Annotated in this window: 22 protein-coding genes and 1 riboswitch; of the genes, 19 read left to right on the forward strand and 3 right to left on the reverse strand. The window is 27.5% G+C overall.

Annotation, left to right across the window (positions count from 1 at the left end; all coding sequences use genetic code 11):
* The first annotated feature begins 295 nt into the window (after positions 1–295).
* The 11 genes from ACYUET_RS12090 to ACYUET_RS12140 all read left to right on the forward strand — a co-directional run bounded on the left by ACYUET_RS12090 (position 296) and on the right by ACYUET_RS12140 (position 13,081).
* Positions 296–1,603 (forward strand): M16 family metallopeptidase, encoded by a 1,308-nt coding sequence (locus tag ACYUET_RS12090; RefSeq protein WP_460279927.1) that lies wholly within the window; start codon positions 296–298, stop codon positions 1,601–1,603.
* A gap of 228 nt (positions 1,604–1,831) precedes the next feature.
* On the forward strand, positions 1,832–2,113 hold the full coding sequence (locus ACYUET_RS12095; protein ID WP_460279930.1) for a YlmC/YmxH family sporulation protein: 282 nt from the start codon (positions 1,832–1,834) through the stop codon (positions 2,111–2,113).
* 183 nt (positions 2,114–2,296) lie between these two features.
* Positions 2,297–3,496, forward strand: a complete 1,200-nt coding sequence (gene dapG, locus ACYUET_RS12100) for an aspartate kinase (protein WP_460279932.1) — start codon at positions 2,297–2,299, stop codon at positions 3,494–3,496.
* Between the two features lie 129 nt (positions 3,497–3,625).
* Positions 3,626–4,327, forward strand: a complete 702-nt coding sequence (locus ACYUET_RS12105) for a ClpP family protease (protein WP_460279934.1) — start codon at positions 3,626–3,628, stop codon at positions 4,325–4,327.
* A gap of 109 nt (positions 4,328–4,436) precedes the next feature.
* Positions 4,437–6,800 (forward strand): DNA translocase FtsK, encoded by a 2,364-nt coding sequence (locus tag ACYUET_RS12110; protein WP_460279936.1) that lies wholly within the window; start codon positions 4,437–4,439, stop codon positions 6,798–6,800.
* 104 nt (positions 6,801–6,904) lie between these two features.
* Positions 6,905–8,245, forward strand: coding sequence for a 30S ribosomal protein S12 methylthiotransferase RimO (rimO, locus tag ACYUET_RS12115; protein WP_460279938.1), 1,341 nt, complete (start codon positions 6,905–6,907; stop codon positions 8,243–8,245).
* Complete coding sequence (gene pgsA, locus ACYUET_RS12120; RefSeq protein ID WP_460279940.1) at positions 8,229–8,819, forward strand: CDP-diacylglycerol--glycerol-3-phosphate 3-phosphatidyltransferase; 591 nt, start codon at positions 8,229–8,231, stop codon at positions 8,817–8,819. The genes rimO and pgsA overlap by 17 nt, the downstream gene beginning before the upstream one ends.
* Before the next feature lie 155 nt (positions 8,820–8,974).
* Complete coding sequence (gene recA, locus ACYUET_RS12125; RefSeq protein WP_460279942.1) at positions 8,975–10,060, forward strand: recombinase RecA; 1,086 nt, start codon at positions 8,975–8,977, stop codon at positions 10,058–10,060.
* Positions 10,061–10,556: 496 nt separating this feature from the next.
* On the forward strand, positions 10,557–12,098 hold the full coding sequence (gene rny, locus ACYUET_RS12130; RefSeq protein ID WP_460279944.1) for a ribonuclease Y: 1,542 nt from the start codon (positions 10,557–10,559) through the stop codon (positions 12,096–12,098).
* Between the two features lie 342 nt (positions 12,099–12,440).
* Positions 12,441–12,701: a stage V sporulation protein S gene (locus ACYUET_RS12135; RefSeq protein WP_003369307.1), complete on the forward strand. Its 261-nt coding sequence runs from the start codon at positions 12,441–12,443 to the stop codon at positions 12,699–12,701.
* Positions 12,702–12,820: 119 nt separating this feature from the next.
* Positions 12,821–13,081 (forward strand): HPr family phosphocarrier protein, encoded by a 261-nt coding sequence (locus tag ACYUET_RS12140; RefSeq protein ID WP_219778778.1) that lies wholly within the window; start codon positions 12,821–12,823, stop codon positions 13,079–13,081.
* Positions 13,082–13,262: 181 nt separating this feature from the next.
* Here the strand turns inward: ACYUET_RS12140 and ACYUET_RS12145 are convergent, their stop codons facing one another.
* Entirely contained in the window at positions 13,263–13,487 is a 225-nt protein-coding gene (locus tag ACYUET_RS12145; RefSeq protein ID WP_460279947.1) for a DUF378 domain-containing protein, read from the reverse strand.
* Positions 13,488–13,651: 164 nt separating this feature from the next.
* On the opposite strand from ACYUET_RS12145, the gene purB reads away from it, so the two are divergent.
* Positions 13,652–15,082 carry an adenylosuccinate lyase gene (purB, locus tag ACYUET_RS12150; RefSeq protein WP_460279949.1) on the forward strand — a complete coding sequence of 477 codons (1,431 nt, stop codon included), beginning with the start codon at positions 13,652–13,654 and terminating at the stop codon, positions 15,080–15,082.
* A 261-nt stretch (positions 15,083–15,343) separates the two neighbouring features.
* Here purB and ACYUET_RS12155 read toward each other — a convergent pair whose 3' ends face one another.
* Positions 15,344–16,327, reverse strand: a complete 984-nt coding sequence (locus tag ACYUET_RS12155; protein WP_460279951.1) for an amidase domain-containing protein — start codon at positions 16,325–16,327, stop codon at positions 15,344–15,346.
* Positions 16,328–16,768: 441 nt separating this feature from the next.
* Between ACYUET_RS12155 and ACYUET_RS12160 the strand changes: the two genes are divergently transcribed.
* From ACYUET_RS12160 to ribH, 5 genes are all read left to right on the forward strand, one after another.
* Complete coding sequence (locus ACYUET_RS12160; protein ID WP_460279953.1) at positions 16,769–17,980, forward strand: DUF6398 domain-containing protein; 1,212 nt, start codon at positions 16,769–16,771, stop codon at positions 17,978–17,980.
* A gap of 64 nt (positions 17,981–18,044) precedes the next feature.
* Positions 18,045–18,160: riboswitch (FMN riboswitch) on the forward strand.
* A gap of 347 nt (positions 18,161–18,507) precedes the next feature.
* Complete coding sequence (gene ribD / locus ACYUET_RS12165) at positions 18,508–19,605, forward strand: bifunctional diaminohydroxyphosphoribosylaminopyrimidine deaminase/5-amino-6-(5-phosphoribosylamino)uracil reductase RibD (RefSeq protein WP_460279955.1); 1,098 nt, start codon at positions 18,508–18,510, stop codon at positions 19,603–19,605.
* Between the two features lie 23 nt (positions 19,606–19,628).
* Positions 19,629–20,285 carry a riboflavin synthase gene (locus ACYUET_RS12170; RefSeq protein ID WP_460279957.1) on the forward strand — a complete coding sequence of 219 codons (657 nt, stop codon included), beginning with the start codon at positions 19,629–19,631 and terminating at the stop codon, positions 20,283–20,285.
* 30 nt (positions 20,286–20,315) lie between these two features.
* Positions 20,316–21,509: a bifunctional 3,4-dihydroxy-2-butanone-4-phosphate synthase/GTP cyclohydrolase II gene (locus ACYUET_RS12175; RefSeq protein ID WP_460279959.1), complete on the forward strand. Its 1,194-nt coding sequence runs from the start codon at positions 20,316–20,318 to the stop codon at positions 21,507–21,509.
* A gap of 91 nt (positions 21,510–21,600) precedes the next feature.
* Positions 21,601–22,065, forward strand: coding sequence for a 6,7-dimethyl-8-ribityllumazine synthase (gene ribH, locus ACYUET_RS12180; RefSeq protein ID WP_460279961.1), 465 nt, complete (start codon positions 21,601–21,603; stop codon positions 22,063–22,065).
* 148 nt (positions 22,066–22,213) lie between these two features.
* Here ribH and ACYUET_RS12185 read toward each other — a convergent pair whose 3' ends face one another.
* Positions 22,214–22,975: a DeoR/GlpR family DNA-binding transcription regulator gene (locus ACYUET_RS12185; protein ID WP_460279963.1), complete on the reverse strand. Its 762-nt coding sequence runs from the start codon at positions 22,973–22,975 to the stop codon at positions 22,214–22,216.
* Between the two features lie 242 nt (positions 22,976–23,217).
* Here ACYUET_RS12185 and ACYUET_RS12190 point away from each other — a divergent pair, with 242 nt between their 5' ends.
* Both ACYUET_RS12190 and ACYUET_RS12195 read left to right on the forward strand, forming a co-directional pair.
* The gene (locus ACYUET_RS12190) at positions 23,218–24,372 is read left to right on the forward strand and encodes an iron-containing alcohol dehydrogenase (protein ID WP_460279965.1); all 1,155 of its coding nucleotides are present in this window, start codon (positions 23,218–23,220) and stop codon (positions 24,370–24,372) included.
* Between the two features lie 5 nt (positions 24,373–24,377).
* Complete coding sequence (locus ACYUET_RS12195) at positions 24,378–25,223, forward strand: class II fructose-bisphosphate aldolase (RefSeq protein ID WP_460279967.1); 846 nt, start codon at positions 24,378–24,380, stop codon at positions 25,221–25,223.
* Positions 25,224–25,242 lie beyond the last annotated feature (19 nt).

Raw genomic sequence — 25,242 nt, forward strand, 5'->3', positions numbered from 1 at the left:
TTAATTAACTAACTAATATATTGAGAAATCTATATAGAAAATTTATTATATATATTATTCTAAGTGCTTATTATTAATACATAGATAGAACTTTTATAAAAATTATAAATGTATTAACTTAATTAGAATAGATATACTTAGAAAATTTTTTCATATAAGAAACTTATTATGGGAAGAATATTTTTATAACTAAAGGCTAAAGTATTTAAATGTGATGACATTAAGAACAAAATAGTTTTTAATGTTGTTTTATTATTTTTAGACAATGCCTAAAGGAAGGAGAACAAAAATATTTATGTATAATATATATACTTTAGACAATGGTCTTAGAGTTATAACAGAAAATATTGAACATTTAAATTCAGTAAGTGTAGGTGTTATGATTCAAAATGGTTCTAGAAATGAAAGTGAAGAATTGAATGGAATATCTCACTTTATTGAACATATGTTTTTCAAAGGTACTCAAAAAAGGACTGCAAAACAAATTGTAGAAGAAGTTGAAAACGTTGGAGGTCAAATTAATGCTTTTACAAGTAAGGAAGCTACTTGTTATTATATAAAAGCATTAAATACTCATTTAGATTTAAGTTTAGATATACTTTCTGATATGATATTAAATGCAAAATTTGATTCTGAAGAAATTGAAAAGGAGAAGGGCGTAATAACTGAAGAAATTAATATGAGTCAAGATTCTCCGGAAGACGTTTTGGATGATGAACATTCAAAGGTTAGTTTTGGAAGTGATTCATTATCATATCCTATACTTGGTACTATTCCTAAAATAAAGTCTTTTAATAGAGAAAAAATAGTGAAATTTATTTCAGAAAAGTATACTCCATATAATTCTGTTATTTCTGTATGTGGAAAATTTGATGAAGATGAATTAAAAAAATTAATAGAAGAATATTTTGGAAAATGGAAAAGTGAAAAAAGCTATATTCCAGTGTATACTTCTCCTATAATACAATCTAATTCAGGTTTTACAAATAAAGAGATAGAGCAATTGCACATTTCTTTAGGATTAAAAGGTTTACCTTATGGTGATATAGATAATTATTCACTAGTATTGCTAAATAATGTTTTAGGTGGTGGAGCATCATCAATACTTTTTCAAAAGGTAAGAGAAGAGCTAGGACTTTGCTATACAGTATATTCGTATTTACAACCATTTCAAGGAACAGGAATGTTAAATATATATACAGGGCTTAGTAAAAATTATGCTCAAAAAGCTTTAGAAGTAATAGATAGAGAAGTTGTTAAATTTTCTAAAACAGGTATAACAAAAAGACAATTAGAAATAAATAAGGAAAAGATAAAGGCAACTTATATTTTAGGATTAGAGAGTACTAGTTCAAGAATGTTTGCAAATGCTAAAAATTATCTTTTTAGAAATAAAGTATTTACTCAAGAAGAAGTAATAAAAAAGATTGATAATATAAATAATGAAAATATACAAAATGTATTAGATAGATGCTTTAAACCGGGAATATTAAATGCTAGTTATGTTGGTCAAGATATAGACAGTGATTCATTGAATAGTGTAATTTTCAAAGACACTAAAGCATATAATAATGCTTTAAATATTAATAAGTTTGAGATATAAGGCATATTAAATAAAATAATTGACATGACAGGTGTTGTATATTCAGTGTCAGACAAGGAAGCAAATTCAGTTAATAGTAATCTATTAGCTAAATTTGCTGATTCGGTATTACGCAAAATAGACGAGTATACTAGTATATTATTTTAAAAAAATATGCCTAAAATTATACTGTAATAAACTACCTTTTTTTATCATATTATTTTATGAGTAATAAAGGAGGTAGTTATTATGGGTGAAGAAAGTAATATTAAGTATTTAAGTGATATAGAAAGATATGAGTTAATAAATATAAATGATGGGGAAAAATATGATTATTTATTGAATAATGATTTAATAATAGATGATGATGGAAATTTCAAATTTTTGATTATTAATTTAAATACAAGCAAGTTTAGCATGTTTAGTAGCAAAGAGTTTTTAGAAATACCATGGGATTGTGTAAAAAAGATAGGTTCTAAAACAATAATAATTGATGCTGATGATGAAGTTGTTAAAAAAGTAAAATTATAATTTTTATTTAAGAATAATAATAAACATGGTATATTATTTAGTAGTTGGATTTTGTAATAATGAAGGGAGGGCGTTTATTAAAATAAATAAGTTTAAAGTTATATTTTAAAATTTAATTATAAAAATACTAATTAACTTTTAAAGTATAAATTAAATTTATAAAATTTTGATAAACAATTATAAGTGAAAATAGTTATTCAAAAATTTGGAGGAACATCAGTTTCTACACCAGAGAGAAGACAAAAAGTAATCGAAAAAGTAAAACAAGCAATTAAAGAAGGATATAATCCTGTAGTTGTAGTATCAGCAATGGGAAGAAAAGGAGAACCTTATGCTACAGATACATTATTATCATTAGTTGATGATAAATTTAAAAATTCTAATAAATTAGCACAAGATTTACTTATGTGTTGTGGTGAGTTTATTAGTTCTGTTGTAATGAGTAACGATATGTATGATTCAGGAATAGATGCAGTGCCGCTAACAGGTGGACAAGCAGGAATTACAACTAATAGTAATTATACAGATGCTAAATGTAAAGATGTAAATCCTAAGAAAATTATAGATTTAGTTTCTCAAGGAAGAGTTCCAGTAGTTACAGGATTCCAAGGTATGACAGAAGAGGGATATTTCACTACTCTTGGTAGAGGGGGAAGTGACACGTCTGCATCTATTTTAGGGGCTGCTTTGCAAGCAGAAAGCATAGAAATTTACACCGATGTTGATGGAATTATGACTGCAGATCCAAGATTAGTTGAAGATGCTACGTTGATTGATATAATAAGTTATAATGAAGTATTTCAATTAGCTGATCAAGGAGCTAGTGTTATACATCCAAGAGCAGTAGAGATTGCAATGAAAGCTAATATACCATTATTAATTAAAAATACTATGAGCAATTCAAAAGGAACATTAATTAATAATCTTGGAGATAAAGAAAATGAGAGAATTATAACTGGTATTACTCATCAAAAAGATAGAATACAGGTTTTAATTAAGCTTTCAGAAAATGAAGGGAATTTTAAATATCAAGATGTATTAGATTTGCTAGCAGCAAACAAAATCAGTTTGGATTTAATAAATATATTCCCAGATAGACAAGTATTTACTATCAGCGCTAAAGTTAAGCAGATTTTAGAAAATATTTTAGATAGCTTTAAACTAAAATACCATTTAGTGGAAGATTGCAGTACTATAGCTGTTATTGGTTCAAGAATGAATGGTAGACCAGGAGTTATGGCTAAAATAATAAAAGCACTTATTAGTAATAATATAGAAGTTTTACAAACGGCTGATTCAAATATGACAATTTGGTGTTTAATTCATGAAAAAAATGTAAAAGAAGCAATAAATGTTTTACATAAGACATTTAATTTGGCTTAAGGCACATGAAATAAAATAATAGATCAAAGAGGCGTTAAACAAACTTTATTGGAATCTATATATTAATTTAAATGTATAGTATAAAACAATTCCTTTCGTGCAGAATAATTGTATGGGAGGAATGTTTTTATGAATAATATATTTAATAGTGAAAATACTGAGAAGAATAAAAATTCAGAAGCTGAAGATAAGATTGAGTCTATAAAACAACTTGGAAATACGGCGGTTGTTACTCCAAATAAAAATATACAGGTTTTATCAATAATAGGACAAATAGAAGGTCATATGGTTTTACCACCACAAACAAAAGCTACAAGATATGAACATATAATACCACAATTAATAGAATTGGAACAAAATGAAAATGTAAAAGGTATATTAATAGTTTTAAATACAGTAGGTGGTGATGTAGAAGCAGGCCTCGCAATAGCAGAAATGATAAGCAGTATGTCAAAACCCACTGTTTCAATAGTAACAGGTGGAGGTCATTCTATAGGGGTGCCACTAGCAACATCTGCCGATTATTCTTTTATAACTCCATCTGCAACTATGATAGTTCATCCAGTTAGGATGAATGGTTTTATAATAGGAGTAGCTCAAACTTTTGAGTATTTCAAAAAGATGCAGGAAAGAATAAATGAATTTATTGTAAGAACATCACATATAAAAGAAGAGAAATTAGAGGAATTTATGTTACAAACAAATGAATTGCTAAATGATGTTGGAACAATATTAATTGGAAAGCAAGCAGTTGATTGTGGTTTGATTGATGAAGTTGGAGGAATAAAAGAAGCTTTAACTAAACTTAAAGAATTAACTCAAAATTTATAAATTATTTAATCAGCTATAGAAAAACTATAGCTGATTTTTGTTTTTAATGGTATCTTATTAAAGGAGAAATTTTATTTAGTGTAGAAATAATAAAGCGAGGTGATTAATTTTGGGTAAGACAGCAGCTAAAAGAAGCACTAAAAGTAAGAAGAAAGAAAATGCTATAAAAAATGACATTTTAGGTATAACATATATAGCATCAGGTTTAATACTCACTGTGGCGATATATACTTCTTTTGCAGGACTATTATCTTCTTTAGCACAAAATCTTTCTTATTTATTAATAGGGGTAGGCTCTTATACCATACCTGTATATTTAATGTATTTTGGATTCCAATATATTAAAACAAGAGGAAATCTAAGATTTAGTAAAAGATTTATTGGAATATCAATTTTAGTAATTATAGTAATTTTAACTTGTGGAATTATAAATATTCAAACAATGGACGACCCTAATGATTTTGGAAAAAATCTTAAATTTATCATTGATAACAAAGGAAGTTTACATGGAGGATTAATCTCATATTTTTTATGTTATCCATTATATAAATTTATAGGAGGGATAGGTTCATATATATTATTTTTCACTTTTTCAGTTATTTCTGTTATATTGATTTTTGATGTTAATTTATATGATTTAGGATTAGAAGCTAAAAGTAAAACTGAAAAACTACGAAATGAAAGAAGTTTGAAATCTGATACTAAAAAGAGTTTAAAGTCTTCAGACAGCAATTTTATAAATATTGTTGATAAAACAGAAACACCTGTATTGGAGGACAAAGAAAAAGAAGAATTTCTATCAGGTGTAAATAAAAAAATAAAGATATTAGACTTTATGAAAAATGATTCTATAAATGAAGATATAAAAGAAGATAGAAATCTTGAGATATCATCTGATATTGAAACTGAAGATTTTTTAGAGGAATTAAAACCTGTACAACATAATAAAAAAGAAAAATTAGGTACTGTAGAGAAAGAAGTAATAAGTAATGAAATTGAAGAAACAATTTCTAAAGAAAAAGAAGAGATGCCGTATGTTCATCCAAAGTTGGATCTTTTAAAAATAAATAGTAATACCAAACTTAAAAATTCAGATAAAAAAGAATTGTTAGAAGATGCGGGAAAACTTGTTGAAATACTATCTAATTTTGGAGTTGAAGCTAAGGTTATACAAGTTACCAAAGGACCGTCAGTAACAAGATTTGAATTACAACCAAGCCCTGGGGTTAAGGTGAGTAAAATAGTTAACTTATCAGATGATATAGCTTTAGGACTTGCAGCATCTGGTATTAGAATAGAAGCACCAATACCAGGAAAAGCAGCTATTGGAATAGAAGTTCCTAACTCACATCAAGTACCAGTGTTTTTGAGAGAAGTATTAGAATCAGAAGAATTCTTAAAATCAAATAAAAAGTTAGCATTTGCACTTGGTAAGGATATTTCAGGCGATTGTGTTGTTGGAGATTTAAGTAAGATGCCACACACATTAATTGCAGGGGCAACTGGTTCAGGTAAAAGTGTATGTATAAATTCTCTTATAATAAGTCTATTATATAAATATACGCCTGAAGAGGTAAAACTTTTAATGGTTGATCCTAAGGTTGTTGAACTTAATGTATATAATGGCATACCACATTTATTAATTCCAGTTGTTACAGAACCTAAAAAAGCTGCAGCCGCACTTAATTGGGCAGTAAGGGAAATGGAAAAAAGATATCAACTTTTTGCTGATAAGGGAGTCAGAAACATGGAATCCTATAATGAATTATTTAATAAAGGGATAATTCAAGAAAAATTACCTTATATAGTTATTATAGTAGACGAACTTGCAGATTTAATGATGGTATGTCCAAATGATGTGGAAGATTATATAGGAAGATTAGCTCAGATGGCAAGAGCAGCAGGAATGCATTTAGTTATAGCAACTCAAAGACCTTCTGTAGATGTAATTACAGGTGTAATTAAGGCTAATATACCATCTAGAATATCATTTGCAGTTTCTTCTCAAATAGATTCTAGAACAATTTTAGATAGCTCAGGAGCTGAAAAACTTCTTGGTAAGGGAGATATGTTATATTGTCCTGTTGGAGAAAATAAACCGCTTAGAATACAAGGATGTTTTATATCAGAAGAAGAAGTAGAACAAGTAATATCGTTTATAAAAATGAAACAAGGAGATAATTCTTATGAGGAGGATATAATTGAACATATTAATAACGAATCTCAAGGAACTGTAATAGAAGGAGAAGAGGTAGATGAATTACTTCAAGATGCTATAAATGCAGTAGTTGAATATGAGCAGGCATCAACTTCTTTTCTTCAAAGGAAACTTAGAATAGGGTTTAATAGAGCATCTAGAATTATGGATCAGTTAGAGGAAAGAGGAATCATTTCAGAAAAAGATGGAAGTAGACCAAGAAAGATATTAATCACTAAAGAAGATTTAATAAATGACCAAGATGATGAAGAGTAGGATTAATTTATATAATAATTATAGTTTTAATTAACTATTTTAGTTGTAAGTACTATAATTAATTTGATATAATTAAAAACATTAAAATGCAGGAGGGCAATGACTTGACTAAATATAAAGTAGGATTGGTAAGCTTAGGATGTGATAAGAATAGAGTTGATTCTGAAATCATCCTTGGAAAAATGAATAAGGACTATGAAATAACAAATAATGCTAAAGAGGCTGATGTTATTATAGTAAATACATGTGGTTTTATAGAAAGTGCTAAACAAGAGTCTATAGATACTATTTTAGAGATGGCTGAATATAAGAATAATTATAAATGTAAGCTTCTTATAGCTACAGGATGTTTAACACAAAGATATGGAGAAGAATTAAAAAATCTTATTCCAGAAATAGACATAATGTTAGGCGTAAATGATTATAATAAAATAAATGAAATTATAACAGAATTTATTGAAGGAAATAAATTAGCAGAGGAATTTTTAAACTATTCTGATGAAAATATAAATGAAGGGAATAGAATTCTTACGACTCAAAAAGAAAGTGCTTATATAAGAATAGCAGAAGGATGTAATAATTTCTGTACGTATTGTATTATTCCTAAAATAAGAGGAAAATTTAGAAGTAGAAAAATGGAAAATATCATAAATGAAGCTAAGGATTTAGCAGCAAGTGGTGTTAAAGAAATAATCTTAATAGCTCAAGATACAACAAGATATGGTAGTGATATTTATGGCCAAAAGAATTTACATCTATTATTAAAAGAATTAGCAAAGATAGAAGAAATCAAGTGGATTAGAGTACTTTATTGTTATCCGGAAGAAATATACGATGAATTAATAGATGAAATAGCTAATAATAAAAAAGTAGTTAAATACTTGGATTTACCTATACAACACATAAGTGATCATGTTTTAAAACTTATGGGTAGAAGAACTACTAAAAATGATATAATAAACAAAATAAATCAACTTAGGAAAAATATATCAGATATGATAGTTAGAACAACCTTTATTGTTGGATTCCCACAAGAAACAAATGAAGATTTTAATGAAATTATAGAATTTTTAGAAGAATACAAGCTTGATAAAGTTGGTGTCTTTAAATATTCAAGAGAAGAAAATACTCCTGCTGCAAGAATGGATGGTCAAATATCAGAAGAGATTAAAGCTGAAAGAGAAGAAAAATTAATGACTATTCAAGAAAAAATATCTAATAACATAAATAAATTGAAAATTGGCAGAGTGTATGATATTCTAGTGGAGGAATATAATGGAGAATATTATAAGGGAAGGAATTTTGAGATGGCACCAGAGATAGATGGAAATGTCTTTTTTGAATCTTCTAAACCTATAAATATAGGTGAATTTGTGAAAGTGAAAATAATTAAAAATATGGATTATGATTTAATAGGAGTTGTTGAAGATGAACCTTGCAAATAAGTTAACCTTAATTAGAATATTTTTAGTCCCAGTTTTTTTAATCTTTATAGCGGTTAAAGGGATACCATATGGAAGCTTTATTGCTACATTTATATTTATTTTAGCTGCTTTAACAGATAAGCTTGATGGATATATTGCAAGAAGTAGAAATCAAGTAACTAACTTTGGAAAGTTTATGGATCCGCTAGCTGATAAATTATTAGTAACAGCAGCATTAATTTGTTTAGTTGAAATGCAAATTGTACCTAGTTGGGCAGCAATTATTATAATTGCACGTGAATTTGCTGTATCAGGTCTTAGAACAATAGCAGCAGCTGAAGGAAAAGTAATTGCAGCAAGTTGGTGGGGAAAAATAAAGACAGTAATACAAATAGTTGCAATAGTATTGTTGCTATTGAAGGTAAACATAGGAGATTCTAAATATTTAAGTGATTTGTTAATTAGCAGTGAATTTGGGGTAAAGTTTTTTAATCATGTTCCAGGTGTAATGCTGATAGTAGCAGTTGCAATTACTATAATATCTGGATATGAGTATTTTAAAAATAACAAAGAAGCAATTGCTATAAATAAATAAAAAGTTTAGAAATAACAAAATATGGTTATAATTAGAATAAATTCCTTCTTTAAAGTTTTAAAGAGGGAATTTTTCTTAAAGAGTGTTGACTAATAGGAATAGTTAAATTATAATTATTATACAGAACATAAGTTCGATGAGAGGAAGGTAGTAATATGGCTAATATAGATATTAATAAGTTAAAAGCAATTGAAAGTGCAATGGGACAAATAGAAAAGCAATTTGGTAAAGGTTCAGTAATGAAATTAGGAGAACATAGTGTTTTAAATGTTGATGCTATTTCTACTGGATGTTTAGATTTAGATATATCATTAGGAATTGGTGGAGTTCCTAAAGGAAGAATAATAGAAATTTATGGACCAGAAAGTTCTGGTAAAACTACTATAGCTCTTCATATAGCAGCAGAAGCTCAAAAGAAAGGCGGAGCAGTAGGATTTATAGATGCAGAGCATGCTTTAGATCCATCTTATGCAAGAAATTTAGGAGTAGATACAGAAAATCTTATTGTTTCTCAACCGGATACAGGGGAACAAGGATTAGAAATTGCGGAAGCATTAGTTCGTTCAGGTGCTATAGATGTTATAATAGTTGACTCAGTTGCAGCATTAGTACCAAAAGCAGAAATTGAAGGGGAAATGGGAGATTCTCATATAGGACTTCAGGCAAGATTAATGTCACAAGCTTTAAGAAAACTTGCTGGTACAATTAGTAAAACAAATTGTGTTGCAATATTTATAAATCAATTAAGAGAAAAAGTAGGAGTAATGTTTGGATCTCCAGAAACAACAACTGGTGGTAGAGCATTAAAATTCTATGCTTCAGTAAGACTTGATGTAAGAAGAATTGATTCTATAAAACAAGGGGACGGAATAGTAGGAAATAGGACTAGAATTAAAATTACTAAGAATAAAGTAGCACCTCCATTTAAACAAGCAGAATTTGATATCATGTATAATGAAGGAATTTCAAGAGAAGGTAATATTATAGATGTTGGTGTAAAAGAAGAAATTGTACAAAAAAGTGGAGCTTGGTTCTCTTATGGAGATGTAAGGCTAGGGCAAGGTAGAGAAAATGCAAAATTATATTTAAAAGAAAATCCTGAAATTGCATTAGATATAGAAAATCAAATTAGAGCAAAACATGAATTACCATTAATGCAACCACAATCTGATGAAAAATCAAAAAAATCTGACTCAGGAAAAGAGAAAAGCGCTGAAACAGAAAAAGAAGATAATAAGTAATAGTTAAAAGCAAAAGAAATCTTTAAGATTTCTTTTGCTTTTAATTTTTAGACTGGTTATAAAAAGTTAAATCTGTGGATAACTTATAGATATGAAAGAAAAAATATATTTATTTACTAGAATTTTTGTAATAAAAGTTTTGAATTTATGTGAAGTAAAAAAGAATAGCTTTATAAGTATATTTAAGATTTTTTCATAAGAAAATTTAGGCTACTAATTATGTAAAATATATGGTATTTAAAAGAAATATATTAAGAAATTATATTAGGTTTTATAGGTAAAATTTAGAATAGAAATCACTAGAAAGAAAGAGTATAAGCTAGTAAATGTGAGCATGATAACAATATCATAGCAAGCTTGACATAATTTTATTTTTAATATAGAATAAAAAGGAATACTGGTTTATCATATTCCCGATACAGTGAGAAGAATATGACACCTACTACGATTTCTTGTTTACTTAAATAGATAGCTTAACAAGCTAGGAGGTGTTAATATGGAAATTTTTATTATGATAATAATAGATATAATTATATTATTAGTATTAGGAATAGTACTTTATAAAATGATTCAAAACGTATCAAAAAACAAAGTTGAATCTCTTGAAAAAGAAGCAGAAGATGTTTTAGATAAAGCTAAGAGGGATGCAGAAGCTCTCCAAAAGGAGACTATCCTTGAAGCTAAAGAAGAGGTTCATAAGTTAAGAAATGATTTTGAAAAAGAGTCTCGTGAAAGAAGAAATGAGATTCAAAGGCTTGAAAGAAGAGTAATTCAAAAAGAAGAATCACTAGATAAAAAAAGTGATGTTCTAGAAAAAAGGGAAGAAACAATCAATGAAAGAATGCTTGAGATAGATCAAGTAGAAGCAAAAGTACAGGAACTTTATAATGAAAGAAGAGAAGAGCTAGAAAGGATTTCCTCTCTTTCTAGTGAAGAAGCTCGTAAAATTCTTTTAGATGAAATTAAAAGAGAGATTTCACATGATGCTGCAATAATGATAAAAGATGTTGAAAGCAAGGCGAAGGAAGAAGCAGATAAAAGATCTAGAGAGATAATTACTACTGCAATTCAAAGATGTGCCGCTGATCATGTGTCTGAAACTACTGTGCATGTTGTTGCGCTACCAAATGATGAAATGAAGGGTAGAATAATAGGTAGAGAAGGAAGAAACATTAGAACTCTAGAAACATTAACAGGAGTAGATCTTATTATAGATGATACCCCAGAAGCAGTTATTCTTTCCAGCTTTGATCCGATAAGAAGAGAAGTTGCAAGAATGGCACTTGAAAAGTTAATAGTGGATGGTAGAATACATCCAGCAAGAATCGAAGAGATGGTTGAAAGAGCAACTAAAGATGTAGAAAATGATATAAAAGAAGAAGGGGAACAAGCGACCCTTGAAACTGGAGTACATGGATTACATCCTGAACTTGTAAGACTTCTTGGTAGATTAAAGTATAGAACTAGTTATGGTCAAAATGTCTTAAAACATTCCATAGAAGTTTCTTACTTAGCTGGTTTAATGGCTTCAGAATTAGGTCTAGATGTTACTCTAGCTAAAAGAGCAGGATTACTACATGATATAGGTAAAGCAGTTGATCAAGAACAAGAAGGTCCTCATGCATTAATAGGTGGAGACCTTGCTAAGAAATATCATGAATTACCATTAGTAGTAAATGCGATAGCAGCCCATCACTCAGATGTGGAAATGCAATCTTTAGAAGCAGTATTGGTTCAAGCAGCAGATGCTATATCAGCAGCTAGACCAGGTGCTAGAAGAGAAACATTAGAAGCATACATTAAGAGATTGGAAAAATTGGAAGAAATCGCAAATTCTTATGAGGGTGTAGAAAAGTCATATGCCATTCAAGCTGGAAGAGAAATTAGAATTATGGTTAAACCAGATAAAGTTGACGATGCTGGTACCGCTGAATTAGCGAGAAATTTAGTGAAAAGCGTAGAAGAACAACTTGAATATCCAGGACAAATTAAAATTAATGTTATAAGAGAAACTAGAACAATAGATTTTGCTAAATAAAATAAAAAAAATATAAGATGCGTTTTGTAATATTGCAAAGCGCATTTTATATTTTACTCTTTAATAAATTAAATTATTTAAGAAGTTGCAAATAATTTAATTTATAATTTTGTTTAAAAGTTAAAAAATAAAATCTGAAAATAAAAAAATATATTTCTCTGCTAAATTTTTCTTACATAGATTTAAAAATCTAAATTTATAAAAAGTGGATAATTTTATAGTTCATTTAGAGATTTTATATTTTTCATATTAATTGTAAAAAATAAAAGGAATTTAAAACTATGTATAGAATATATATAAATGTAAACGATTAGTATAATAACGCTAGGAGGAATAATAAAAATGGAAGTATTAAAAGTATCAACAAAATCAAACCCAAACTCGGTAGCAGGGGCGTTAGCAGCCATAATAAAAGAGAAAAATATTGCAGAAATTCAAGCTGTGGGAGCAGGAGCCATAAATCAAGCAGTTAAAGCTATTGCAATTGCAAGAGGATTTGTAGCGCCAAGTGGAAAAGATATTATTTGTGTACCAGCTTTTACTGACATACAAATAGATGGAGAAGAAAGAACGGCTATAAAATTAATAGTGCAACCTAGATAACTTAATGTTTGATTAGATAAAGCTTATCAATTTTTTTAAGTTGAAATTACTGATAAAACAGTATATACTAAAATAGTTGAGTGCTATATTTATTAATTTTTTGTAAAGAGGTGGATATAATGGTATCAAAAGAAGTAGTAGTAAAAAATGGTTCAGGTCTTCATGCTAGACCAGCAACATTATTAGTAAAAAAAGCTTCAGGCTTTAAGTCAGACGTTAGTATTGAATACAATGGTAAGAAAGCAAACGTTAAGAGCTTAATCGGAGTTTTATCTTTAGCTGTTACTAAAGAAGCAACAATTAAAATAACAGCATCTGGAGATGACGAAGCTTTAGCAGTTGAAGAACTAGTTAACTTAGTACAATCTTTAGAAGACTAATTATAAAAAAAGCCCTATTTTTATAGGGCTTTTTTTATTTTAATTTTTACTATTAGGCACATTAAATAAAATGATGTACCAAAGATGCGTTGTATATTCTGTGTCAGACAAAGGAAGTACGTAGCGAGATATAGCTAAATTTGCTGACGTAGTATGACGCAAAATAGATGAGGATGTTCTATTATTTTTTTGAATGTGCCTCAATCAAGTTACACCTAAATATTAAAGAAATTAAATTTAAAGATGATAAAAAGATAATTACATAAATAATTCTTTGAATTAAAGGGGAACCTAAAGAAACTATATTTACTAAATTAACATTTAGTAAACCTATAAGCCCCCAGTTAAATGCACCTATAATAACTAAAATAAATGAAATTTTATCAAATAGATTTAATTTGCACATTTGTTAATCACTCCTATACATATAAAATATTATATTTATATATATGATTAAAATATTAATATAAAACAAAAGTTTTAAGAAAACACTATAAAAAGTGCAAAAATATGTTATAATACGAATGTTGAAATAAAAACTAAAAAATATATTCGTGTGGAGGTTTTTAAATGAGAAATTTATATAGCACACCATTAAATTCAAGATATGCATCTAAGGAAATGAGTTTTATTTTTTCAGATGATATGAAATTTACAACATGGAGAAAATTATGGGTAGCTCTTGCTGAATGTGAAAAAGAATTAGGTTTAAACATAACAGACGAACAAATAAAAGAGCTAAAAAGTCATATTAATGATATAAATTATGAAGAAGCTACAAAAAAAGAAAAAGAGGTAAGACATGATGTAATGAGTCATGTATATGCATATGGTCTTCAATGTCCAACTGCGAAAGGGATAATACATCTTGGAGCAACTTCATGTTATGTTGGGGATAATACTGACATAATAATAATGAGAGATGCATTGTTACTAATAAAGAATAAGATAGTAACAGTATTAAACCATTTAAAGAAATTTGCTATTGAATATAAAGATTTACCAACATTAGGTTTTACTCATTATCAACCTGCTCAATTAACTACAGTTGGTAAGAGAGCAACACTTTGGATGCAAGATTTAGTTATGGATGTAGAAAACATAGATTTTGTATTATCTACTTTAAAGCTAAGAGGGGTTAAAGGTACTACTGGAACTCAAGCTAGCTTTATGGAACTTTTTGATGGAGATGAAAAAAAGGTTAAAGCTCTTGATGAAATAGTAGCAAAGAAAATGGGATTTGATAAGAGTTTTGGAGTTACAGGACAAACGTATCCAAGAAAACTAGATTCAATAGTTTTAAATACTTTATCTGAAATAGCTCAAAGTGCATATAAATTTAGTAATGATTTAAGATTACTTCAAAGTATGAAGGAAATGGAAGAACCTTTTGAAAAAAATCAAATTGGATCATCAGCGATGGCATATAAGAGAAATCCTATGAGAAGTGAAAGAATAAGTGCGTTAGCTAGATATGTAATAGTAGATTCATTAAATCCAGCTATTACTGCTGGGACTCAATGGTTTGAAAGAACACTAGATGATTCAGCTAATAAAAGATTATCTGTTGCAGAAGGCTTCTTAGCATTGGATGGTGTTTTAAATCTTTACATAAATATTGCTGAAAATATGGTAGTATATGATAAGGTAATTGCTTCACATGTTTTAAGAGAACTACCATTTATGGCTACTGAAAACATAATGATGGAATCTGTAAAAAGAGGTAGAGATAGACAAGAATTACATGAAAGAATTAGAGTTCATTCAATGGCAGCAGCACAAAGAGTAAAAGGTGAAGGCTTAGATAATGATTTAATTGAAAGAATAATAAATGATGATTCTTTTGGATTAACTAAAGATGAAATATTAGGAATTATAGATCCTAAAAAGTTTATAGGTAGAGCACCAAGTCAAGTAGTTGAATTTATAAATGAGTATATAGATCCTATTATAAAAAATAATGAAGACGCATTGAAAATAAAGAGTGAAATAACAGTTTAAAATAAAATATACATACTATAATTATAGTATGTATATAAGTCTCATAAAGTTTATTCATTAACTAATGAGCTTAGTCAAGAAGTTATATGGAAAATTTATTATATATGATTATAATTAGTTAATATTAATAAGGCATCTTAGATTATTTATAAACTAAGATGCCTTATTTTTGTTAAAGTTATCTAAAGCTAGCAACTGTACTATTCCTATTTTTGTGAATTAGAAATAATGGAGACTATCTTTTTAGATTTAAATTTTTGTTTATAATATCTCTATATTTCTTATTTTAGGATAGATTGTAGGATAACTTAAGCTTAGAGGGTAATTTAGTTTATTATAGCTATGACAGCAATATAAATAATCGCCATTTGAAAGTGTATGTGTAATTATTCCTGAATGAGAGAATCTACCTATCTTAGGAGTATAAAATTGAATTATAGATCCTTTAGTCATAGGAGAGTCATTTTTAATTTCAATTCCTATTTTATTAGATATTAAGTAAGAATAAAGTTCTTCAACTCTAACCCAAGAGTTAGAGTATGGTTTCCAAATTTTTGTGGTTTCAATTCCAGCAAAATTTATTGATTGAGAAACAAAATTAGTACAATCTCCACCAGAGCCTTCAAATAATTTATATTGATCATTAGGGACTAAAGCAAATTTTTCAGCATATTCACATGCTAGTAATGGATTATAGTTAAACTCTTTATTTTCAGAATAAGGAGTTCTATAGAAATTGGTTGTTTCTAAAAATTTTTTATACAATCTGTCTAACACTTTAATTTTTGAACTCCAAATGTTTATTCTATCAGAATTAATCAAACTATCAATTTCAAACAGGTTTTGTTCGAATACATTTTTATATAGATAAGGTTCTTCTTCTTTATTAACAAGAAAAATGATTTTATACTTTTTATTAATTTTTTTTAATATGATAAGATATTCATCAATAGAAACTGATTTAATTCCAGTTGGAAAATTATCAAAAGAAAAAGAGTAGATATAATTAAACTTTATTTTTATTAAGTTTAAATTTTTTTCTATTACTTTATAACTGTATTTAGATTTAATTTTACTAATATTGGAGTTTGTTTTTGATATCCAAAGATGATTAAAAAATTTTTTTAAGTATAAATCGTCAAAAATAGAATCAGTTATATTAAAATTTTTTTTTAAAAGCAAATTAAATTTATCATATGGAGTAGATAATATATGATAAAATTTATGCAAACTTACAAACAACAAATATATCACCACCTATTAAGAATTATATTTGTGCTTTGGTACTTAATAGAACAACTGCTTTTTATTTTATGTTTTAAGTTAGTATTTTATTGTGATATAATTAGCACTTAGATGTATAAATTAATATTTATAATATGCATAAAAAATAAAAATAAATTGATAACATGTATTAACGTGTATAATTTTATATAATATGATATAATTTCAAGAGGATTACATTTTATCTAAAAACATTAAACCTAATGTTTTTAGATAAACAGCAATAAATTATAATATAATTAATTTTACGGTAGTTTGTGGCACTTGCACTATAGTGTAATTAAACTATATAATATAATAAGATTGAAAAACTTAAGTATATAAATTTGATTATATATTTTTGAATTGTTAAGTATAAAAATCAAATTTATTAGAGATTCTTAAAAAGGAGTTATCAGAAGAATGCAAAATTTACCTAACTCAATAGTTGGCAAGTATGAAGAAATTGTAGAAAAGATAAATAAATTTTCTAAAGAACATCTTAATCAAGAATATGAGGATATTTGTATAAAAGCTTTACAAGATTTATGCTTAAATCATGAAGATATATTAAAAAAAGGAAAGGGTTCTTCATGGGCAGCAGGCATTGTACATGCTATCGGAACAATAAACAATCTATTTGATGTTAAAGAAGAGCCATATATTAAAGCACTTGACTTATATAAAGAATTTGGAGTTAGCAGTAGTACAGGCTCAACAAAGTCAAAAGAAGTGAGAACTTTACTGAAGATGTCAAAAGAAAATGAAATTTGGATGATACACTCTGGTAAAAGTGTAGACAGTTCAACAGTAGAAAAAGAATGTAAAGTTACAGAAAAACATGAAGCTGATAAGTCAAAAGAAAAATTGCAAATTAGTGAAGAATTTTTAATAGCTCAAAAGATCATGAGAAGAGCTTGGAGTGAAAAAAATTACAATAAAAAAGTAAAATATGCAAAAGAAGCTTTAAGTATTTGTGAAAATTGTTCAGATGCTTATATAATATTATCAAAGAATAATAATTTAAGTGAAAATGAACAAAAAGAATTACTAGAGAAGGCTGTTAATGCAGGAAAGAATATTTTAGGAATAGATGATTTAAAAAATGCTTCAAGAGAAACTTTTAAAAGAAGAGAAGCTCAACCATTTTTTGGAGCTAAATATACTTTAGCAATTAAGTTATGGAAAATGGGAGAGAGAGATGGGGCAATCAAAAATGCTTTTGAACTTTTAGAATATAATGAAAAAGATAATTTAATGCTTAGAGGAATTTTATCTAGTTGGTTATTAATTGAAAAAAAATATGATGATGCAGAAAAACTTTTCAAAACATATAAGAATGATTATTTAGCAGCAGTTGTATACAGTAATGCACTATTATTATATAAGACAGGACGTATTAAGGAAGCAGAAGATATGCTAAGAAAAGCATATAAGAAAAATTCATTTGTAATACAATATATTATAAAACAAAAGAAACTTCCTAAGGTATTACCTAATATATCAAAATTCGGTAGTGAAGCTGAGGCTATGCATTATATTAAATATAGTTTAGAAGCATGGACTGATTCAGTTGAAACTATTAATTGGGTAAAAGGAATGAATATAAATTTCAAAATAGAAATGAGTAATTAAGTAAATTTTAGAATAATCTTTACATAAATCAAAAAAAGTGATAATATGAAAATATAATTAAATAAATTATCTTCAGGGCAGGGTGAAATTCCCTACCGGCGGTAAAGCCCGCGAGCTATTTTTAGCAGATTCGGTTAGATTCCGAAGCCGACAGTAAAGTCTGGATGAAAGAAGAGAATGATATATCAATCTAATTAAATTATTATTAGGTTTTTAGTTATGTTATTTAGAATGTTTTATTCCCTGAACTTAAAATTTAGAGTTCAGGGTTTTTAATTTATAAAATATTAATTTAAGCATTAGTTTATGTTATATGGAGTAGATTATTTAAAATTATTTTAAATGATGTAATCATTCATTAAATATGTTTGTTTATAGACCTCTGAAGATATTTAAAACTTCAGAGGTCTTTTTGTTTTTTTATAAAATTAGAAAAATTGAAATAGAAAGATAAATTATATCAAAATAGAGTTTAAAAAATTAAATATAGATAAAACTAAATAAGTAATATTAAAGTGGGTGAGAAGATGAATGAAAATTATATGGACTTAGCTATAGATTTAGCTAAAAAAGGTATAGGAAAAGTAAATCCTAATCCGTTAGTTGGTGCTGTGATAGTGAAAAATGGAAAAATAATAGCTCAAGGGTATCATGAATACTATGGAGGGCCACATGCAGAAGTAAATGCAGTTAAAAATTCTACTGAAATACTAGAAGGAAGTACAATTTATGTTACATTAGAGCCTTGTTATCATTATGGAAAAACACCACCGTGTGTTGACTTAATAATTAAAAACAAGTTTCAAAAAGTAGTAATAGGGATGTTAGACCCTAATCCACTAGTAGCAGGAAAAAGTATTGAAAAACTGCAAGAAAACGGTATCGAAGTAGTAGTTGGAATAAGAGAAAAAGAGTGTAAAGAACTTAATGAGATATTTATTAAATATATTACTTCAAAACTTCCTTTTGTAGTTTTAAAAAGTGCTACTTCACTAGATGGAAAAATAGCTACATCTATAGGTGAGTCTAAATGGATTACTTCAGAAGCAGCAAGAAAAGACGGTCATATATTAAGAAAAAAATTATCAGCTATTATGGTTGGAGTAAATACAATTATTAATGATGATCCAAATCTTACATGCAGAATTGATAATGGAAGAAATCCTGTAAGAATCATTTTAGATAGTAAGCTAAGAATTCCTATTAATTCTAAAGTAATAAAAAATAAAGATGCAGTCACCATAGTAGCTACTACTAGGTATGCTGACCAAATAAAGATGCAACAATTATTAAAAGAAGAAATTAAGGTTATTAAGGTAAAAGATAAAAATAAAAAAGTTGATTTAAAAGATCTTATGATTGAACTTGGAAAAATTCAAATAGATTCAATCTTAGTAGAAGGTGGAGGAAAAATTAATTTTTCTTCGTTGCAACAAGGAATAGTGGATAAAGTTAGATTTTATATTGCTCCTAAAATTATAGGAGGAGTAAACAGCAAAGGAAGCATAGGTGGAGAGGGATTTAGGAAATTAAGTGATGCTGTAAATTTAAAGAATTTAACTTATAAAAATATAGGTGATGAGATAGTTATAGAAGGCTATATAAAAAATAGTAATAAAAAATAGTAAATAAAGGGGGATTAAAAGAAATGTTTACTGGAATTATTGAAGAGGTAGGTAGAGTAGAATCACTTAATTTAAATAGTGGTTTTGGATTAATAGAGATTAATGCAAATAAAGTATTAGAAGGAACTAAAATAGGCGATAGTATAGCATCAAATGGAGTATGTCTTACTGTTTTAGAGATGACTAGTTCTTCATTTAAAGCTAATATTATGGGCGAAACTTTAGATAAGAGTACTTTAGGAAATTTAAAAATTGGAGATAAGATTAACCTTGAAAGAGCTATGAAGTTAGAAGATAGGTTTGGAGGGCATATTGTAAGTGGACATATAGATGGTATTGGTAAGATAGTATCAATTGACAAAAAAGAAGATGGTACATGGTTTACAATATCATCATCCAAAAATGTATTGAAGTACATAATATACAAAGGATCCATATCAATAGATGGGATAAGCTTAACAGTAGCTTATGTAGATGATAATACATTTAAAGTATCTGTAATACCACATACATTAGAAAATACAATTTTATGTGATAAAAAGTTAGAATCACTTGTTAACTTAGAGTGTGATGTAGTAGGAAAATATATAGAAAAGTTAATACCTAAAAAAGATGAAGCAGAAAATGTTCAGAGTAAAAGTAATATAACCTTGGAGTTTTTAAGAGAAAATGGGTTTTAAATAAAAAAATATTTTTATGAGGTGAGAAAATTGAAATTTAGTAGTGTAGAAGAATGTATAAAGGACTTTAAAGAAGGCAAGATGGTAATAATTGTTGATGATGAAGGTAGAGAAAACGAAGGTGATTTAGTAATTCCAGCAGAAAAAGCTACAGGAGAAAATATAAATTTTATGATTAAATATGCAAAAGGGCTTTTATGTGCACCAGTAGAGGAGGAGATAGCTATTAAATTAGGATTAAATCCGATGGTAGAAAATAATACAGATAATCATGAAACAGCATTTACAGTATCTGTTGATTATATAGATACAACAACTGGAATTTCAGCATTTGAGAGAGCGCATACAATAAATAAATTAGTAGAAAGTAATAATCCGAATGATTTTAGAAGACCAGGCCACGTATTTCCACTTATTGCGAAAAAAAGAGGGGTACTTGAAAGAATAGGACATACAGAAGCTTCAGTAGATTTATCAAAACTTGCAGGATTTAAAGGAGCAGCTGCAATATGCGAAATAATAAAAGATGATGGAACAATGGCACGAAGAGACGATTTAATTGAATTTTCCAAAGAGCATGATATTAAAATCTTAACTATAGAATCTTTAATAAAATATAGATTAGAGAATGAAAGTATTGTAAAAAAAGAAGTTGAAGCAAATCTTCCAACTAAATTTGGAGATTTTAAAGTAGTAGCATTTAAAGAAAAAGGGACAGAAAAATGTCATTTAGCTTTAATTAAAGGGGACATAACAAAAGAAGAACCAGTACTTGTTAGAGTACATTCAGAATGTTTAACTGGAGATAGTTTAGGATCAAGAAAATGTGATTGTGGAGAACAATATGAGGCTTCTATGAAAATGATAGCTAATGAAGGAAGCGGAATACTTTTATATATGAAGCAAGAAGGAAGAGGAATAGGACTTTTAAATAAATTAAAAGCATATTCACTTCAAGATGAAGGATTAGATACAGTAGACGCAAACTTAGCATTAGGATTTGCACCAGATTTAAGAGATTATAAAGCAAGTTCTGATATGCTAAAGAATTTAGGCGTAAAAAAGATAAGACTGATTACTAATAATCCTGAAAAAATAGAAGGACTTAAAGAAAATGGAATTGATGTTATAGAAAGAGTTCCAGTTGAAATGCCATTAAATAAAAGTGATGAATTTTACTTAAAAACTAAAAAAGAAAGAATGAATCATTTATTAAATATATAAATTTCACTATATTTTTAGTGAACGTTGATATTTTAAAACATAGAAATAAATTAAAAATAATTAAAATTATAATAAATTGGAGGAATGAAAAATGAATACATTTGAAGGAAAATTGGTTGCAGAAGGATTAAAATTTGGAATAATAGTGGGAAGATTTAATGAATTTATAGGAAGTAAACTTTTAGATGGTGCATTAGATGGTCTTAAAAGACATGGAGTTAATGAAGAAGATATAGATATAGCTTGGGTACCAGGCGCATTTGAAATTCCATTAATAGCTAAAAAGATGGCGAAGAATCCTAAATATGATGGAGTAATATGTTTAGGTGCAGTAATAAAAGGATCTACATCACATTATGATTATGTTTGTGCGGAAGTATCAAAAGGTATAGCTAGTATTTCATTAGAAGCAGAAAAACCTGTAATGTTTGGAATACTTACAACTAATACTATAGAACAAGCTATAGAAAGAGCTGGAACTAAAGCAGGAAATAAAGGATATGATTGCGCAGTATCAGCTATAGAAATGGCTAATTTAATTAATACATTAAAATAATATTAAAAAGAGCCTGTTGAAAAAAATATATATAAGCCCTATATAAAAACAAAAACCATGCATAAATAGGAAAAATAAATTTTATTATATGCATGGTTTTTATTTATGAAAATTTATAAATATCTGTTTTGTAACATTTCCTTTTACTTTAACTAGAAACGATAAGTTTAACGTCATAATTATTAAAATAATCAATAAAATCGCTGGAAGGATGTTCATTTGTAATTACGCAATCTAAATCTTTCACATCACAAAAAGTCATTAAAGAAACTACATCAAATTTAGAACTATCAGCGAGTAAAAAACGTTTATGGCTTTTAGATATTGCCACTTTTTTTATTTTAAATTCATTAGGAGAAGTATGTGTAACTCCATTTTCTAATGAAATACCAGTGCAAGCCATAAAACATTTATTTATATTATAAGATGACAAAACCTCACTTGAATTTAAGCCAGTAAAAGAAGAGGTAGTTCTATTAAATTTACCAGATAAACATACTATATCAATATTTTGATAAGGAATTGCTTTTAAAATAACATTAATGCTATTAGTAAAAAGAGTTATATTGATGTTCTCATTTAAATAATCAATAATGTTTAATGTAGTGGTTCCTGAATCTATGAATACAGAATCCCCATCCTCAATAAAATCAGCGGCTTTTTTAGCAATATCTACTTTAGCATTATTATTTTTTATTGTTCTTTCTTCAAATGGTAGCAATTCATTAATAGAATTATTTATGGTAACACCACCATATACTTTTTTTATCACTCCTTTGTTAACTAAAACATCTATATCTCTTCGAATAGTATTTTTTGATATTTTAAACTCTTCACAAAGTTTGTCAAGAGATACAGTTTTATGTTTATAAATATATTCCTCCAACAAATCAATTCTTTTTAAACGCATTTAAATTTCTTCCTTTCTTTTTATCCTACTTAAAAATAATAGTGATTCATTATAAATTAAATAAATCCAAAAAGTAAAAATATATTACCATAATTATATCAAAAAATACCCAATAAAAACATACAAAAATGTAAAATAAAAATAATAAAGGTATATATTGACAATTGATAAAATATATGACTATAATATAACCATAAGGTAACAAAAACTTAACCAAAAAATACTCTAAAGGGGGAAGGTAAATGTTAAGTGAATTTATAATGCCAAATAAAATTTTAACAGGAAAAAATTCTTTGGAATATAGTGGAGATAATTTAAAATCTTTTGGTAAAAAAGCTTTAATTGTTACAGATAATATTATGATTAGATTAGGTAATGTACAAGCTGTTATTGATGTTTTGAATAAAGAGAAAGTTATAAATATTGTATATGATGAAATAAATAGTGAGCCTACTGACACAATGATAAAAAAAGGGGTAGAGTTGTATAAAAAAGAATCTTGTGATTTTGTTATAGCTGTTGGAGGGGGAAGTTCAATAGATTCAGCTAAAGCAATAGCAATGATGGTAAGTAACTCCGGTGATATATCTGATTATATGGATAAACAAATAATCAACAAGTTACCAGCAATTGTTGCAATACCAACAACAGCTGGTACAGGGTCAGAAGCTACACAATTTACTATAATTTCTGATACTAAAACAGATGTAAAGATGTTAATAAAGGGAACTTCATTAATGCCAACATTAGCAATTATAGATTCAAGATTTACAATGACTGCACCACCTAAAATAACAGCAGCAACAGGATTAGATGCATTAACACATGCAATAGAAGCTTATACATCTAAAAAATCGCAACAACTTTCAGATACATTTGCATTATCTGCAATAAAAAGAATATTTAAATATTTACCTATAGCATTTAATGATGGAAATAATGAAGAGGCTAGAACTCAAATGGCAATTGCGGCTTTAGAAGCAGGAATAGCTTTTAATAATTCTTCAGTAACTATAGTACACGGAATGAGTAGGCCTATAGGAGCAATATTCCATGTACCGCATGGAATATCAAATGCGATGTTATTAAAAGAATGTTTTACTTTTGTATTAGACGGTGCATATACTAAATTTGCAGATCTTGCAAGAATAATAAATATAGCACAAGATAATACAAAAGATGAAATAGCAGCTAAAAAATTTGTAGATGAAGTAAACGTTTTATGCAAGGCGTTATCAATACCTACTTTAAATGAATATGGAATAGATAAAGAAAAGTTTTTTAATAATTTAGATAAAATGGCAAGTGATGCATTAGAAAGTGGTAGTCCAAGTAATACAATCAAAAAAGTTACACATGATGATATTGTTGAAATATATAAATCACTTTGGAGGTGATAAAAGTGCCATTAGTAAATATGAAGGCATTATTATTAGATGCTAATAATAAAAACTATGCAGTTGGAAGTTTTAGTATAGCTAATATGGAAATGATAATTGGTGCTATCAAAGCAGCTGAAGAATTAAAATCACCAATAATATTACAAATAGCAGAAGTGAGATTAAAATACTCACCATTAGATATAATAGGACCATTAATGATAAAAGCAGCAGAAAAAGCTAAGGTTCCAGTAGCTATACACTTTGATCATGGATTAACAATAGATAATATAAAAAAGGCATTAAATTTAGGTTTTACTTCAGTTATGATAGATGGATCATCTTTAGATATTTTAGAAAATATAAAGATAACAAATTCAGTAAAAAAATTAGCTGAAGATTATGAAGCCTCTGTAGAAGGTGAAATCGGTCATGTTGGTGGAAGTGAAGATGGAAGTAAAAATATAGATATAAAAGTCACTAATTTAGATGAGGCTAAAAGATTTCTAAATGCTACTAAAATAGATGCACTTGCAGTAGCAATAGGAAACTCACATGGTGTATATCAAGGAAAACCTAAATTAAGATTTGATATTTTAACAAAACTACATGAGAATCTAAAAGTACCTTTAGTATTACATGGAGGTTCTGGAATATCAGATGAGGACTTTAAAAAGTGTGCAACTATGGGAATAAGAAAAATAAACATAGCCACAGCTACTTTTAATAGAGTAAGAGATTGTGTAAAAGATTTAAATAATAAATTACAAGAGTATGAGTATTTTTCTCTGCATGAAGCAGAAATTCAAGGTGCATATCAAAGTGTAAAAAGTCATATAGAAATATTTGGTAGTAAAGACAAAGCATAAGCATAAGGAGGTTAACTAG

The sequence above is a fragment of the Clostridium sp. CTA-5 genome (assembly GCF_054768135.1).

Coding starts and splice junctions, on each gene's coding strand:
- ribD (WP_460279955.1), top strand. CDS start 18,508: ATGAATGAAAATTATATGGACTTAGCTATAGATTTAGCTAAAAAAGGT.
- ACYUET_RS12170 (WP_460279957.1), top strand. CDS start 19,629: ATGTTTACTGGAATTATTGAAGAGGTAGGTAGAGTAGAATCACTTAAT.
- purB (WP_460279949.1), top strand. CDS start 13,652: ATGAGAAATTTATATAGCACACCATTAAATTCAAGATATGCATCTAAG.
- ACYUET_RS12095 (WP_460279930.1), top strand. CDS start 1,832: ATGGGTGAAGAAAGTAATATTAAGTATTTAAGTGATATAGAAAGATAT.
- ACYUET_RS12185 (WP_460279963.1), bottom strand. CDS start 22,975: ATGCGTTTAAAAAGAATTGATTTGTTGGAGGAATATATTTATAAACAT.
- ACYUET_RS12105 (WP_460279934.1), top strand. CDS start 3,626: ATGAATAATATATTTAATAGTGAAAATACTGAGAAGAATAAAAATTCA.
- pgsA (WP_460279940.1), top strand. CDS start 8,229: ATGAACCTTGCAAATAAGTTAACCTTAATTAGAATATTTTTAGTCCCA.
- ACYUET_RS12135 (WP_003369307.1), top strand. CDS start 12,441: ATGGAAGTATTAAAAGTATCAACAAAATCAAACCCAAACTCGGTAGCA.
- ACYUET_RS12090 (WP_460279927.1), top strand. CDS start 296: ATGTATAATATATATACTTTAGACAATGGTCTTAGAGTTATAACAGAA.
- ACYUET_RS12160 (WP_460279953.1), top strand. CDS start 16,769: ATGCAAAATTTACCTAACTCAATAGTTGGCAAGTATGAAGAAATTGTA.
- recA (WP_460279942.1), top strand. CDS start 8,975: ATGGCTAATATAGATATTAATAAGTTAAAAGCAATTGAAAGTGCAATG.
- ACYUET_RS12140 (WP_219778778.1), top strand. CDS start 12,821: ATGGTATCAAAAGAAGTAGTAGTAAAAAATGGTTCAGGTCTTCATGCT.
- rny (WP_460279944.1), top strand. CDS start 10,557: ATGGAAATTTTTATTATGATAATAATAGATATAATTATATTATTAGTA.
- ACYUET_RS12145 (WP_460279947.1), bottom strand. CDS start 13,487: ATGTGCAAATTAAATCTATTTGATAAAATTTCATTTATTTTAGTTATT.
- ribH (WP_460279961.1), top strand. CDS start 21,601: ATGAATACATTTGAAGGAAAATTGGTTGCAGAAGGATTAAAATTTGGA.
- ACYUET_RS12190 (WP_460279965.1), top strand. CDS start 23,218: ATGTTAAGTGAATTTATAATGCCAAATAAAATTTTAACAGGAAAAAAT.